This is a genomic window from Actinomadura sp. NPDC048955 (genome assembly GCF_040649435.1).
GTDB lineage: Bacteria > Actinomycetota > Actinomycetes > Streptosporangiales > Streptosporangiaceae > Spirillospora > Spirillospora luteofluorescens.
On record NZ_JBEZJI010000005.1, the window covers coordinates 22,347 to 35,569 of the forward strand.

Genomic DNA, 13,223 nt, shown 5'->3' on the forward strand with positions numbered 1-13,223 from the left:
CGAAACACATACGGGAGACAGGCGATGGCTGACCGCGTGCTTGACACGATCATGGAGAGGGCGGAGCAGATCCGCGAGCTCGGCCCGGCCAGCGAGGCGCTCGGCCGGCTCGACGACAAGGCGGCGAAGATCCTCAAGGACTCGGGCGCGATCCGGCTGCTCCAGCCGGAGGCGCACGGCGGCCTGGAGGTCCACCCCCGCGAGTTCGCCGAGACGGTGATGGGGATCGCCTCCCTGGACGGCTCCACCGGCTGGGTCGCCGGCATCGTCGGCGTCCACCCGTGGGAGATGGCCTACGCCGACCCGAAGGTGCGCGAGGAGATCTGGGGCGAGGACCCCGACACCTGGATCGCCTCCCCGTACGCGCCGATGGGCATCGCCCGGCCGGTGGACGGCGGCTACGTCTTCAACGGCCGCTGGCAGTTCTCCTCCGGCACCGACCACTGCGACTGGATCTTCCTCGGCGCGATGCTGGGCGACGACGAGGGCAGGATGGCGCAGCCGCCGCGGTCCCTGCACATGATCCTGCCGCGCTCGGACTACGAGATCGTCGAGGACTCCTGGGACGTCGCCGGGCTCAAGGGCACCGGCAGTAAGGACATCATCGTCAGGGACGCGTTCGTCCCGGCGTACCGGACGCTGGAGTACTCCAAGGTCGTGGACGGTTCGGCGCCGCGCGATGCGGGGCTGACCAACCCGTCCTACCTGATGCCGTTCTCCTGCGTGTTCCCGCTCGGCATCTCCTCCGCCGTGATCGGCATCGCCGAGGGCGCCCTGCACCACCACCTGGCCTACCAGCGCAACCGCGTCCAGATCACCGGCACGAAGATCAAGGACGACCCGTACGTGCTGTATGCGATCAGCGAGGCGGCCGAGGAGATCAAGACGTCCCGCACGGCGCTGCTCGACAACTGCTCGCGCATGTACGACATGGTCGCCGCGGGGCACGTGCCGACGTTCGCCGAGCGCGCCGCCGGGCGCCGCACCCAGGTCCGCGCGGCGTGGCGGGCGGTGCAGGCGATGAACGAGATCGTCGTGCGGTCCGGCGGCAACGCCATGCGCAGCGACAACCCGATCCAGCGGTTCTGGCGGGACGCGCACGTCGGCCTCGCCCACGCCATCCACGTCCCGGGCTCGGTCTACCACGTCTCCGCCCTGACGGACCTGGACATCGAGCCGCCGCAGGGCCCGATGCGGTCGATGATCTGAGCCCCGCATACTCGCGGCGTGCCGGGGGAGTGGGCGCCTCCACCACCCGGCACGCCGCGTTCCAACCGAGCCCGGCCCGGTCCTAGGCGAGCAGGCCGAGGTCGGCGACGAGCCTGGGCGTCCAGACGACCCGGCCCAGGTACTCCTCCGCGGCCGGGTCGGTGACCAGCCAGACCACGGCCGCCGCAGGCGCCTCCTCCGGCGTCGGCTCGAACCCCTCGTCCTTCAGGCTGTCGAGGCCGCCGCGCGCCGCTCCCGCCTCGGTGACGACGAACCCGGGGTCGAGGTTGAACGCGCGGACGCCGGCGGCGCGGTACTCGGCGTTGACCGCGCCGGCGAGGCGCCCGAACGCGGCCTTGGACGCCGAGTACGCCACGCCCCAGCCGCCCTCGCCGGGCGGTCCGGGCGGGTCGGTGGTCGCCGACCCCGAGCACAGGTTGACGATCGTCCCGCCGCCCCGCTCCAGCATCGCGGGCAGGACGGCCTGGAGCAGGACGATCTGGTTCAGGTAGTTGCCGGTGACGGTCCGCGCCGCCACCTCCGGGTCGAGGTCGAGGAACCGCTCGTGGGTGCCCGCGATGTGCGCGACCGCGTTGTTGACGAGGACGTCCACGCGCCCCCACGCGTCCAGGACCGTCCCGGCGGCGGCCGTGACGCTCGCCCGGTCGAGCAGGTCCATCCGCACCGGCAGGGCCCGCGCGCCGAGCGCCTCGATCTCCGCTCCGGTGCGTTCCAGGCTGCCCGGGACGGGGATCGGTTCCGCCCGCCCGTGGCGCGGCGGTATCCGGCCCCGGCCCTCCTCGACCGTGCGCGCGGTGAACGCGACGTCGTACCCGGCGGCGGCCAGCGCGAGCGCCGTCCGCCTGCCGATGCCCCGGCTCGCCCCGGTCACCATCGCGACCGGCCTGTTCGTCGTCATCAGACCTCCTCCGGAGATGAGAGCCGCCGCCGTCCGCCCGCCGCAGGAAGACTCTCACTCAGCGGGAAGGGCCCGGCGGCCCGCCCCGGGATTTGGCAGGTTGAGGCTCGTCGGCCGCCGCGCGGGCCGCTATCCAGAAGGGACCGAGGACAGTGACGCAGATCCGAGGGCTGGGATATCTGAAGGTCCAGACCCGGCACATCGACCGCTGGCGCGAGTTCGCCCTGGACGGGCTCGGCTTCGCCGAGGGGAGCGGACCGGACCCGGACGGCCTCTACCTGCGCATGGACGAGCGACGCTCGCGCCTCCAGGTGCTGCCCGGCGACACCGACCGGGTGCTGGCCGTCGGCTGGGAGGTCCGCGACCAGTACGCGCTGGCCGCCGTCCGCGAGGCCGTGGAGAAGTCCGGGACGGCCGTGACGAAGCTGACGTCCAAGGAGGCGGCCGAGCGCGACGCGGAGGAGGCCATCGCGTTCACCGACCCGGGCGGTACCCCCGTCGAGGTGTTCTGGGGCCCGCTCCTCGACCACGGCCCCCTGCGCACCGGCTTCGCGCAGAAGTTCGTGACCGGCCCCATGGGCATGGGCCACGTGGTGCTGCCCACCCCGAACTTCAACGAGACCGTCGCGTTCTACGCCGAGGTCCTCGGGTTCCTGCCGCGCGGTGCGATGAAGGTCGGCGGCGGCGCCGCGAAGGTCAGGTTCATGGGCGTCAACCAGCGCCACCACAGCATCGCGATCTGCCCGGCGCCCTTCGACGGCGACCCGGGCCTCGTCCACCTCATGGTGGAGGTCGACACGCTCGACGCGGTCGGCATCGCGCTCGACACCATCACGAAGAAGGGCTTCTCGATCTCCTCCACGCTGGGCCGCCACACCAACGACAAGATGGTGTCGTTCTACGTGCGCGCCCCCGGCGGCTGGGACGTCGAGTACGGCTGCGAGGGCATGCTCGTGGACGAGGCGTACTACACCGCCGAGGAGATCACCAGGGACAGCTACTGGGGCCATGACTGGTCCGGGTCCGAGCCGCTGGCCGCCTTCGTCCCGCCGAAGAAGGGCTGACGCCGATGGCGAGGCCCTCGGTGGAACCGGTCGGCGCCGCGGAGGCGGAGCCCGACCACGAGTGCGACGTGCTGGTGGTCGGCTTCGGCGCCGCCGGCGCCGCCGCGGCGTACGAGGCCGCGGCGGGTGGCGCGGACGTGCTCGTCCTGGAACGGTCGAGCGGCCCCGGCGGGACGTCCGCCCAGTCGGGCGGGGAGCTGTACCTCGGCGGCGGCACGCGGGTGCAGAAGGCGTGCGGCTTCGACGACACTCCCGACGACATGTTCGCCTTCCTCACGGCGGCGCTGGGCCCGCACGCCGACGCGGAGAAGCTGCGGCTGTACTGCGACGGGAGCGTGGAGCACTTCGAGTGGTTCCGCTCGCTCGGCGTCCCGTTCAGGGAGAGCCTGTTCGACGCGCCGGGCTGGATGCCGTACACCGAGGACGGCCTGATGTGGCTCGGCGAGAACGCCTGGCCGTACAACGAGATCGCCCGGCCCGCGCCGCGCGGGCACCGCCCGGAGACGCCGATGTTCGCCGGCGGCATCCTGATGGAGAAGCTGATCGCGGCCGCCGCCGGGGCGGGCGCCGTCGCCCACCAGGACACCTACGCCACGAACCTCGTCGTGGACGCCGCCGGCCGTGTCACCGGCGTCGTCGCGCGCAGGTTCGGCGACCGGGTGGTGTACCGGGCGCGCAGGGGCGTCGTCCTGACCTCCGGCGGGTTCGTCGACAACGAGGAGATGCTCGCCGACCACGCCCCGGTGCTGCTCGGGCACGACAAGGTCAGCGACGGAACCAGCGACGGGTCCGGCATCCGGATGGCGACCGCGCTCGGCGCCGCGACCCGCCGCATGGCGTCGGTGGAGATCGCGCTCACCGCCAACCCCGCCGTCATCTGCCGCGGCATGCTCGTCGACGGCCTCGGCCGCCGGTTCATCAACGAGGACGTCTACCCGGGCCTGTTCAGCCACCGGGCCGTCCAGCACCAGCCCGGCCCCTACTGGGCGATCATCGACGAGGCCGGGCACGACGAGATCGCCGAGGCCGACATGTGGGGCGTCCGCCCCAAGCACGCGGCGGAGACGGTCGCGGAGCTGGAGGAGCCGCTCGGCCTGCCGCCCGGTTCGCTGGAGGCGACCGTCGAGACCTACAACCGGTTCGCGGAGCGGGGCGAGGACCCCTACTTCCACAAGGACTCCAGGTGGCTGCGCCCCCTGAAGGGGCCGTTCGCGGCGATCGACCCGGCCGACGGGTTCTTCGGCGCCGGCGGGCACGGCGCCGGGACCGGCGCGGGCGGGTTCACCCTCGGCGGCCTCGACACCACCGTGGACGGCGAGGTCCGCAACCACTCCGGTGAGCCGATCCCCGGCCTGTACGCCGCCGGGCGCACCGCGTCCGGCATCCACGGCGAGGGCTACATCAGCGGGACGTCCCTCGGCGACGGCACGTTCTTCGGCCGCCGTGCCGGGCGCGCCGCCGCCGCGTCCGAGAACCGGGAGGCCACCGAATGAAGTACGCCGTCCTGCTTCCCGTGGCGGCGGGCGTCACCGCCGATCCCGCGTGGATCGGCGAGTACGCCCGGCACGCGGAGGCCTGCGGCTTCGAGTCGGTCGGCGCGGTCGAGCACGCGGTGGTGGCGAGCGGCTACTCCAGCGTCTACCCCTACGACGGTTCGGGGCGGATGGAGCTGGCCGACGACCTGGACATCCCCGACCCGCTGGACCTGCTGGCGTTCCTCGCCGGCCGGACCGGGCGGATCGGGCTCGCCACCGGCGTGCTCGTCCTGCCGAACCACCACCCGGTGGTGCTGGCCAAGCGGCTCGCCACGGTCGACGCGCTGTCGGGCGGGCGGCTGCGGCTCGTCGTCGGCATGGGCTGGATGCGCGAGGAGATCGAGGCGTGCGGCGCCGACTTCGAGACGCGCGGCCGCCGCGGCGACGAGCAGCTCCGGGTGCTGCGCATGCTGTGGGACGACACCGCGCCCGGGGGAGCCTCCCACGACGGGGAGTTCTTCCGGTTCGAGGGTGCGATGAGCTACCCCAAACCCGTCCAGGAGGGCGGGATCCCGATCCACATCGGCGGCCACTCCAAGGCCGCCGCGCGCCGCGCGGGCCGCTACGGCGACGGCCTCCAGCCGCTCGGCGTGGCGGGGGACGAGCTGCGCGGGCTGGTGGCGCTGATGCGGGAGGAGGCCGGCAAGAGCGGCCGCGACCCGGACGCCCTCGAACTCACCCTCGGCCACTCGCTGTCGGCGGTCACGCCGGAGAAGGCGGAGAAGCTGGCCGCCCTCGGCGCGGACCGGCTCGTCCTGCGCGGGACCGTGACGGCGGACCTCGGCGAGGCCGTGGACGAGCTGTCCGCCTGCGCGGAGCGCCTGGGCCTTTCGGGATCATGACGCTCGAAGCCGCCGACCGGCTCGCGCTCGGCGACCTCGTCGCCCGGTACGCGCTGCACGCCGACCGCCGCGAGATCGACGCCATGGCGGGCCTGTTCGCGCGGGACGCGGTCCTCGTCCTGCCCGGCGCCCCCGGCGAGCTCGACTCCGTGCGGACCTTCACCGGGCGCGCCGAGATCGCCGCGACCCTGGGGGCCCTGCACGGCGTCCCGGTCACCTTCCACGCCCTCGCCGGGGAGGTGTTCGACGCGGGACCCGAGCCCGGCACCGCCACCGGCGAGATCGCCTGCGTCGCCCACCATCTGAGCGACCGCGAGGACGGCGCCGCCCGGGACCTGGTGTGGCACTGCCGCTACACCGACGCCTACCGGCTGGACGGCGGGACCTGGCGGTTCGCGCGGCGCGAGCAGCGGATCGACTCCATCGAGACCCGGCCCGTCCGGAGGCGGCGCCGTGGCTGAGACCTCACGGGTCAGCGTCGTGACCGGCGGGGCCCTCGGCATCGGCGGCGCGATCTCCCGGCGCCTCGCCGCGGGCGGCGACCTGGTGATCCTCAACGACATCGACGCGGACGCCGCCGAACGCGCCCGCGCCGCCATCGAGGCCGCCGGGGGCAGCTGCGTCACGGTCGCCGGAGACATCGTCGAGGACGCGACCGTCGCGGACGTCGCGGCTACCGCCCTCGCCCACGGCGGCGCCGACGTCCTGGTCAACAACGTCGGCGACTTCCGCCCCGCCGCCGCGTCGTTCCAGGACAGCACGCCCGGCCAGTGGCAGCGCCTCTACGAGCTGAACCTCCTGCACGTCTTCAAGCTGACCCACGCGCTGCTGCCCTCCATGATCGACCGGCGCGCGGGCAGCATCGTCAACAACTCGACGGTCGAGGCGTTCCGCGGCATCCCGCAGCACCCGGTGTACTCGGCGTTCAACGCGGGCGTCTCGGCGTTCACGCGCAGCCTCGCCGTCGCGGTCGGCCGGCACGGCGTCCGCGTCAACGCGATCGCCCCCGACCTCGCCGACACCGAGCAGACCCCCGCGGCGTGGATGCGGCGCGGCTACGACGCGGGCCTGGAGCACACCTGGGTCCCGCTCGCCCGCTTCGGCGACCCCGGCGACTACGCCGCCGTCGTCGCGTTCCTCGCCTCCGACGACGCCCGGTTCGTCACCGGCCACACGATCCCCGTCGATGGCGGCACGCTCGCCGCGTCCGGCTGGTTCGTCCGCGCCGACGACCAGGGCTGGACGAACCGCCCGCACCGCGCCTAGACGAGAGAGGCCAGGGTCGCATGCAGGACGAGAAGAGGACCGTGCCCGGCAGGACCGCCGTGCTGGGCGACGACCGTCCCGCCCGCGAGACCGCGTTCGCGGAACTGGTCGCGGCGCGCGGCGGCGACGACCGGACGGGCCTGTGCTTCGAGGACCGCTCCTGGACCTGGCGGGAGGTCGTCGCGGAGTCCCTGCGGCGGGCCTCCCTCGTCCGGGACCTGCCCGGCCACGTCGGCCTGTTCCTGGAGAACGGCCCCGAGCACCTGTTCTGGCTGCTGGGCGCGGCCCTCGCCGGCGTCCCCGTCGTGGAGCTGAACCCGACGCGGCGGGGCGCGGAACTGGCCCGCGACATCACCCACACCGACTGCGCGCTGCTGGTCACCGAGGCGTCCCGCGCGCCGCTGCTCGACGGTCTCACGCGGGTCCCGTCCCTGGCGGTCGACACCGCCGCGTACGCGGAGCGGCTGGCCTCCGCCCGCCTCGCCGCCCCCGCCCCGGTGGACCCCGACACGGTCTTCTCGCTGGTGTTCACGTCGGGGACGACGTCCGCGCCCAAGGCGGTGATCTGCACGCAGCGCAGGCTGGGCCGGATTGCCGTCCAGCAGCGCGACCGGCGCCGCCTCACCGGCGACGACGTGTTCTACGTGGTCATGCCGATGTTCCACTCCAACGCGCTGATGGCCGGGATCGCGCCCGCCGTCGCCAGCGGCGGCCGCATCGTGCTGCGCCGCCGGTTCTCGGCCTCGGGGTTCCTGCCGGACGTGCGCCGCCACGGCGTCACGTTCTTCAACTACGTCGGCAAGCCCCTCAGCTACATCCTGGCCGTCCCGGAGAAGCCGGACGACGCCGACAACACGCTCCGCATCGCGTTCGGCAACGAGGCGGCGCAGCGCGACATCGACGCGTTCGCCCGCCGCTTCGGCTGCACCGTCATCGACTCCTACGGGTCGAGCGAGGGCGAGATCCGCCTCAACCGCGTCCCGGGCACGCCGCCCGGCTCGCTGGGCGTCGCCGAGGCGGGCACCGTCGTGATGGACCCCGAGACCCTGCGCGAGTGCCCGCGCGCCGAGTTCGACGCGAACGGGCTGCTCCTCAACGCCGACGAGGCCATCGGCGAGATCGTCGACACGATGGGCGCCGCCAAGTTCGAGGGCTACTACAACAACCCCGAGGCGACGGCGCGTCGCGTCCGCAACGGCTGGACCTGGTCGGGCGACCTCGCCTACCGCGACGCCGACGGCTACTGGTACTTCGCCGGCCGCGACGACGACTGGCTGCGCGTGGACGGCGAGAACTTCGCCGCCGCCCCGGTCGAGCGCCTCCTGTCCCGCTTCGAGCCCTTCACCGACGTCGCCGTCTACGCCGTCCCGGACGACCGCGTGGGCGACCAGGTGATGGCGGCCGTCACCCTGGCCCCGGGCCGCGCCTTCGACCCGTCCGCCTTCACCGCCTTCCTGGCCGCCCAGCCGGACCTCGGCACCAAGTGGACCCCGCGCTACGTCCGTGTGGTGGAGGCCCTGCCCCGCACCCCGACCAACAAGGTCGTCAAGCGCGTCCTCCGCACCGAGGGCCGCGACGCCACCGGCCCCGTCTACGAGCACCGCGACGGCTCCTACGTCCCCCGCGGCTCAGCCTGAGAGGGAGAGACCGGCGACCGGGGCGCGGGCATGGTGAACGGACATGCTCCACGCCTGCCGGACGCCGGCTGCGGAGCGTGTCAGGCCGGCTTCGGAAGCATGCGCTTCATCGCGGCGTGAGCCCCGGCGACGAGCTTCTCGCGGGGGAAACCGGCCCGTTTGCGGGCCATGTCGTAGTTGCCGCCCGCGACCCAGACCGGGCCGTCCGCCAGGTGTTCGAGGCCCTCGCGCGCGACGTCGTCGGGCTCGGCGACGTTCAGGCCCGGCATGTCCATGTTGAGGCCGGCGCGCTCCATCGCCGGGGTGCGGGTCACGCCGAGGACCAGTTCCAGGACGTCCACGCCGTGCTCGCGCATCTCCAGCCACAGCCCCTCGGCGAAGACGCGGCCGAACGCCTTCACCGCCGAGTAGATGCTGATCTGCGGCTGCCCCATGTAGCCGGCGAGGGAGCCGACCAGCAGGATGCCGCCGCGCCCCCGCTCCTTCATCAGCGCGCCGAAGTGGTGCGTCAGCGCGAGCTGGGCGGTGACGTTGAGGTCGATGACGCCCTGGAAGCGGTCCAGGTCGCCGGTGACGAACTCGTGGCCGTAGCTGTTCGCGCCCGCGTTGAAGACCAGCAGCCCGACCTCCAGGCCGTCGGTCACCTCGCGGATCGCCTTGAGCGGGTCCGGGGCGACCAGGTCCAGTTCGAGGGTGCGCACCTCGACGCCCTTCGCGCGGACGGCCTCGGCCGTCTCCGCCAGCGGCCCCGGCTTGCGCGCGATCAGCACGAGGTTCAGGCCCGCGTCGGCGAGGCGGTGCGCGAAGGCCGAGCCGACGCCCTCCGAGCCGCCCGCGATGACGGCCCACGGGCCGTATCGGTCGATCATTGTTCTCCGTCCAGGTCCGGGGTCCAGGCGACGCCGTTGATGTGCGAGCCGCCGTCCGCGAACAGGGTGTTTCCGGTCAGGTAGCGGGCGTCCTCGGACGCCAGGAACACCGCCACGGGGGCGATGTCGGTCTCCGGGTCGCCGAGGCGGCCCATCGGGTTGGCGCGGTCGGCGGCCGCCTCGATCTCCGGGTGCGCGGCCGCCATCCGGCGGAACGCCGCGCTCTTGGCGCCCGGGCAGAGCGCGTTGACGACGACGCCGGCCGGCGCCCACTCGCGGGCGGCCGTGCGGGTCAGCGCCCGGAGGGCCTCCTTGGCCGAGTTGTACTCCAGGGTCCCCATGTGGGCGTTGACGCCGTTCAGCGAGCACATGTTGACGACGCGCCCCCACCCGCGGGCCTTCATGTGCGGGAACGCGGCCTGCATCGCCCACAGCGGGCCGTAGTAGCCCATCGCGAACCCGCGCGCGAGCTGCTCGTCGGTCTTGGTCTCCACCCGGCTCACCGTCCCGGCGCCCCAGGCGTTGTTGACCAGGACGTCCACGGAGCCCCACGTGCCGACCGCCGCGTCCACCATCGCGTGGACCTGCGCCCTGTCGGTGACGTCCGTCCGGACGAACCGGGCGTTAGCCCCGATCTCCGCGGCGACCCGCTCCCCGGACTCCGGGTCGAGCTCGGCCACCAGCACGCGGGCCCCCTCGGCGGCGAAGCGGCGGGCGATGCCGCGCCCGATCCCGTCGCCCGCGCCGGTCACGACCGCGACCCGCCCGGCCAGCCGTCCGCCCGTCACTCGACCACCGTGATCGCGCCGTTGAGCGCGGCCTCCTGGATCGCCGAGCGCAGCGCCGGGCAGGTCGCGTGCGGGTCGTCCAGACCCGTGCACGCCTCCCGGGCCTCGGCGTTCCACTGGATGCTCGTCTGCTCCCAGCTCGACTTGCGCACCATCACCTCGGCGGCGCAGCGGCGGCAGCGGACCGGCAGCAGCGGCCCGTCGAGGAGGCGCTCGTCCTGGCGGGTCGTCACGCCGACGCCCCCTCGGCCTCCCGGCGGGCCATGTTCGCGTCGACCTCCTTCTGCCAGGACTCCACCGGACGGGTCGTGTCGATCTCGTACTCGAACCGGTCGGTCATCTCCGGCGTGACGTCGGCGGCGTCCACGTAGAACTGCTCATACCAGCGGCGCAGCTGGTAGACGGGCCCGTCCTCCTCGCAGAGCAGCGGGTTGTCGATGCGGGTCTTGTTCCGCCAGATCTCGATGTCCTGCTCGAAGCCCGTCAGGATGAAGTCCGACAGCTTCTGCGCGGTCGCCTCGGCGGCGTCGGCCGGGAGCGCGTCGCTGTGCTGCACGATGATGCCCGAGTGCAGCGAGAACGAGTTCTCGTCGATCGGGTAGTGGCAGTTGATCAGGACGGAGTGCAGGTCGTACCCCTCGTAGTGGTACGTCAGCTCGTCGATCATGAAGGAGGGGCCGTGGTAGGACGCCACGGAGGTGTTGCCGAGCATCTTCGGCCCGCCGCCGCCGCCCTCGCGGCGCGCGTCCTCCCGCGTCCGGCCCTTCATGATCTGCGTGGCCACCTGGCCCTCGAAGATGTTCTTGAAGTACGTCGGGAACGACTTGTGGATGTAGAAGAAGTGCGCCATGTCCACGACGTTGTCGATGACCTCGCGCGCGTTGGTGTGGACGACCGTCTCCGTCCAGCGCCAGTCGGTCCAGTCGTCGCGGGTGGCGCCCTCGATCACCGGGATCGTCACGTCCTCCGGCGGCTTCTTTCCCTCCGGGTCGTTCCAGACGAACAGCAGCCCGTCCTGCTCCATCGTCGGCCACGCGGCCGTGCGGGCCCGCAGCGGGACGCGGCGCGCGTAGGGGATCTGCTTGCAGCGGCCGTCGCCGCCCCAGCGCCAGTCGTGGAACGGGCACGCGATCGCGTTGCCCTTGACGGTGCCCTGGGACAGGTCGCCGCCCATGTGCCGGCAGTAGGCGTCCAGGACGTTCGGCGTGCCGTCCTCACCGGTGAACACCACGAGCTTCTGCCCGAACGCGGTCACCGTGTGGGGCTTGCCGTCCCGGAACTTCTCGGCCAGCCCGAGGCAGTGCCATCCCCGGGCGAAACGGCGGGTGATCGCCTCCGCCTCGATGGCGCGGACGGCGTCCGACTCGGTTGCGGTCACGTGGATCATCCCTTCAGCGATGGACGGGTGATTCGAACGTTAGGTCGCAGGTCACCGTCCCGACCGCCGAGTCCCGGTGGGCGGGACGCCCGTCCCCGCGCCGGCAGGGGACCATGGTCTCCTGCAATGGCCGTACTAGGGAAGGAGCGGGGATGAGCAACGAGGTCCTGGACGCGGTGCGCGGACTGCTGCCCGGCATCGCCGAGCGGGCCCGGTCCGTGGACGAGAAGGGACGCATCCCCGCCGAGACGATCCGGGAGCTGACCGCCGCAGGTGTGTTCCGGATGCTCCAGCCCACCCGGTACGGCGGCGCCGAGGGCGACCCGGTCGCCTTCTACGAGGTGATCCGCGCGGTCTCCGGCGCCTGCGGCTCGACCGGCTGGGTCGCCGCGGTCCTCGGCGTCCACTCCTGGCACCTCGGCCTGTTCGCCGACGAGGCGCAGCGCGAGGTGTGGGGCGCCGGCCCGGACACCCTCATCGCCTCCTCCTACGCGCCGATCGGCCGCCTCACCCCCGTCGACGGCGGCTACGAGGTGACCGGGCGCTGGTCGTTCTCGTCCGGCTGCGAGTTCGCCTCCTGGGCCCTGCTCGGCGCGCTCGTCGTCGGCGCCGAGGGCCGCCCGGTCGACTTCATGACGGTGCTCGTCCCCCGGCGCGACTACGAGATCGCCGAGGTCTGGGACTCGATGGGGCTGCGCGGCACCGCCAGCGACGACATCGTGGTGGAGAAGGCGTTCGTCCCGTCCCACCGCGCGATGCGCAACTTCGAGCAGGCCCAGCTCCGCAATCCCGGCCGCAAGGTCAACACGGGCCCGCTCTACCGGATGCCCTTCGGCACGATCTTCACCAGCACGGTCGCCGCCAGCGTCATCGGCATGGCGGCCGGCTGCCACGACCTGTACGTGACCCGGATGCGCGACCGGATCCGCCTCAGCCTCGGCGGCGGCCGCTTCGTCGAGGACCAGTTCGCCCAGGTCGCCGTCGCCCGCGCCGCCTCGGAGATCGACGCCGCGGTCCTGCAGACCGACCGCAACGTCCGCGAGATCCACGAGTACGCCGTCCGCAACGAGAAGATCCCGATGGAGCTGCGCCTGCGCGCCCGCCGCGACCAGGTCCGCGGCACCGAGCGCGCCATCGAGGCCATCGACATCCTCTTCAAGACCGCCGGCGGCAACTCGCTGCACCGCGGCAACGTCATCGAACGCGCCTGGCGTGACGCCCACGCCGGCAGCGTCCACGTCGCCAACGACGTCGAGCACGCCCTCTCCATGTACGGCCGGGGCGAGTTCGGCCTCAAGGTGGAGGACAACCTCGTCTGACCACCGGACCCGGCGCATCCGGTTCGAGGGGTGATGCGCCCGCGAAGGACGAGAAACAGAAAGAGGCGGCCGCCCCCGATCTGGTCGGGGAGCGGCCGCTGTTTATGGGTGTGCCAGCCCGCTAGTCGGTGGGCTGACCTGCTGGTTCAGCTCTGCTCCAGGTTTCCGCAGTTGCCGCAGAACCACATGGAGCCCCCCTGGTCGCCCGGCTTCGTCATCTGGTGACCACACTTCGGGCAGTTCATGCTGTTCTCCTTGGTTGTGCGCCGCCGGGGTCCGAGACCGCCGGCGTGTTGTTTGGTGGCCGTTGAGAAGGGCTTTGCGTCCCAACGTTCGGCAGCAATTGCTTCTGTCGACTAAAGGGACTGTATGCGATCTTGAGCGGGTGACAAGTCGA

At 72.7% G+C, this 13,223-nt stretch carries 13 protein-coding genes; 8 read left to right on the forward strand and 5 right to left on the reverse strand.

Annotation, left to right across the window (positions count from 1 at the left end; translation table 11 throughout):
- Nucleotides 1-24 precede the first annotated feature (24 nt).
- Entirely contained in the window at nucleotides 25-1,209 is a 1,185-nt protein-coding gene (locus AB0C84_RS07030; RefSeq protein WP_361062063.1) for an acyl-CoA dehydrogenase family protein, read from the forward strand.
- An 82-nt stretch (nucleotides 1,210-1,291) separates the two neighbouring features.
- Here the strand turns inward: AB0C84_RS07030 and AB0C84_RS07035 are convergent, their stop codons facing one another.
- Nucleotides 1,292-2,128: an SDR family oxidoreductase gene (locus AB0C84_RS07035; RefSeq protein WP_179846613.1), complete on the reverse strand. Its 837-nt coding sequence runs from the start codon at nucleotides 2,126-2,128 to the stop codon at nucleotides 1,292-1,294.
- 152 nt (nucleotides 2,129-2,280) lie between these two features.
- On the opposite strand from AB0C84_RS07035, the gene AB0C84_RS07040 reads away from it, so the two are divergent.
- From AB0C84_RS07040 to AB0C84_RS07065, 6 genes are read left to right on the forward strand one after another with little or no spacing between them, the layout of a single operon-like run.
- Nucleotides 2,281-3,192: a VOC family protein gene (locus AB0C84_RS07040; RefSeq protein ID WP_179846614.1), complete on the forward strand. Its 912-nt coding sequence runs from the start codon at nucleotides 2,281-2,283 to the stop codon at nucleotides 3,190-3,192.
- Between the two features lie 5 nt (nucleotides 3,193-3,197).
- On the forward strand, nucleotides 3,198-4,685 hold the full coding sequence (locus AB0C84_RS07045) for an FAD-dependent oxidoreductase (RefSeq protein WP_361062067.1): 1,488 nt from the start codon (nucleotides 3,198-3,200) through the stop codon (nucleotides 4,683-4,685).
- A complete protein-coding gene (locus AB0C84_RS07050; protein WP_361062070.1) occupies nucleotides 4,682-5,569 on the forward strand; it encodes an LLM class F420-dependent oxidoreductase in 888 nt (295 codons plus the stop codon). Before AB0C84_RS07045 ends, AB0C84_RS07050 begins: the two co-directional genes overlap by 4 nt.
- On the forward strand, nucleotides 5,566-6,030 hold the full coding sequence (locus AB0C84_RS07055; RefSeq protein WP_361062072.1) for a nuclear transport factor 2 family protein: 465 nt from the start codon (nucleotides 5,566-5,568) through the stop codon (nucleotides 6,028-6,030). Before AB0C84_RS07050 ends, AB0C84_RS07055 begins: the two co-directional genes overlap by 4 nt.
- Nucleotides 6,023-6,835 (forward strand): SDR family oxidoreductase, encoded by an 813-nt coding sequence (locus AB0C84_RS07060; protein WP_361062075.1) that lies wholly within the window; start codon nucleotides 6,023-6,025, stop codon nucleotides 6,833-6,835. The genes AB0C84_RS07055 and AB0C84_RS07060 overlap by 8 nt, the downstream gene beginning before the upstream one ends.
- Nucleotides 6,836-6,855: 20 nt before the next feature.
- On the forward strand, nucleotides 6,856-8,472 hold the full coding sequence (locus tag AB0C84_RS07065; RefSeq protein WP_361062078.1) for an AMP-binding protein: 1,617 nt from the start codon (nucleotides 6,856-6,858) through the stop codon (nucleotides 8,470-8,472).
- A gap of 80 nt (nucleotides 8,473-8,552) precedes the next feature.
- On the opposite strand, the gene AB0C84_RS07070 is transcribed toward AB0C84_RS07065, so the two are convergent.
- Genes AB0C84_RS07070 through AB0C84_RS07085 form a run of 4 tightly spaced genes read right to left on the reverse strand, consistent with a single transcriptional unit; the run spans nucleotide 8,553 to nucleotide 11,516 of the window.
- Nucleotides 8,553-9,341, reverse strand: coding sequence for an SDR family NAD(P)-dependent oxidoreductase (locus tag AB0C84_RS07070; RefSeq protein WP_361062080.1), 789 nt, complete (start codon nucleotides 9,339-9,341; stop codon nucleotides 8,553-8,555).
- Nucleotides 9,338-10,129, reverse strand: coding sequence for a glucose 1-dehydrogenase (locus AB0C84_RS07075; RefSeq protein WP_361062083.1), 792 nt, complete (start codon nucleotides 10,127-10,129; stop codon nucleotides 9,338-9,340). The genes AB0C84_RS07070 and AB0C84_RS07075 overlap by 4 nt, the downstream gene beginning before the upstream one ends.
- Nucleotides 10,126-10,362, reverse strand: a complete 237-nt coding sequence (locus AB0C84_RS07080; protein WP_179846622.1) for a ferredoxin — start codon at nucleotides 10,360-10,362, stop codon at nucleotides 10,126-10,128. Before AB0C84_RS07080 ends, AB0C84_RS07075 begins: the two co-directional genes overlap by 4 nt.
- On the reverse strand, nucleotides 10,359-11,516 hold the full coding sequence (locus AB0C84_RS07085; RefSeq protein WP_258940390.1) for a 3-ketosteroid-9-alpha-hydroxylase subunit A: 1,158 nt from the start codon (nucleotides 11,514-11,516) through the stop codon (nucleotides 10,359-10,361). The genes AB0C84_RS07080 and AB0C84_RS07085 overlap by 4 nt, the downstream gene beginning before the upstream one ends.
- Before the next feature lie 143 nt (nucleotides 11,517-11,659).
- On the opposite strand from AB0C84_RS07085, the gene hsaA reads away from it, so the two are divergent.
- Nucleotides 11,660-12,826 carry a 3-hydroxy-9,10-secoandrosta-1,3,5(10)-triene-9,17-dione monooxygenase oxygenase subunit gene (hsaA, locus tag AB0C84_RS07090; protein WP_179846624.1) on the forward strand — a complete coding sequence of 389 codons (1,167 nt, stop codon included), beginning with the start codon at nucleotides 11,660-11,662 and terminating at the stop codon, nucleotides 12,824-12,826.
- Nucleotides 12,827-13,223 lie beyond the last annotated feature (397 nt).

Excerpts from the sequence above, each read along its gene's own strand:
- AB0C84_RS07030 (WP_361062063.1), top strand. The coding sequence starts at position 25 with ATGGCTGACCGCGTGCTTGACACGATCATGGAGAGGGCGGAGCAGATC.
- AB0C84_RS07035 (WP_179846613.1), bottom strand. The coding sequence starts at position 2,128 with ATGACGACGAACAGGCCGGTCGCGATGGTGACCGGGGCGAGCCGGGGC.
- AB0C84_RS07045 (WP_361062067.1), top strand. The coding sequence starts at position 3,198 with ATGGCGAGGCCCTCGGTGGAACCGGTCGGCGCCGCGGAGGCGGAGCCC.
- AB0C84_RS07050 (WP_361062070.1), top strand. The coding sequence starts at position 4,682 with ATGAAGTACGCCGTCCTGCTTCCCGTGGCGGCGGGCGTCACCGCCGAT.
- AB0C84_RS07055 (WP_361062072.1), top strand. The coding sequence starts at position 5,566 with ATGACGCTCGAAGCCGCCGACCGGCTCGCGCTCGGCGACCTCGTCGCC.
- AB0C84_RS07065 (WP_361062078.1), top strand. The coding sequence starts at position 6,856 with ATGCAGGACGAGAAGAGGACCGTGCCCGGCAGGACCGCCGTGCTGGGC.
- AB0C84_RS07070 (WP_361062080.1), bottom strand. The coding sequence starts at position 9,341 with ATGATCGACCGATACGGCCCGTGGGCCGTCATCGCGGGCGGCTCGGAG.
- AB0C84_RS07085 (WP_258940390.1), bottom strand. The coding sequence starts at position 11,516 with ATGATCCACGTGACCGCAACCGAGTCGGACGCCGTCCGCGCCATCGAG.
- hsaA (WP_179846624.1), top strand. The coding sequence starts at position 11,660 with ATGAGCAACGAGGTCCTGGACGCGGTGCGCGGACTGCTGCCCGGCATC.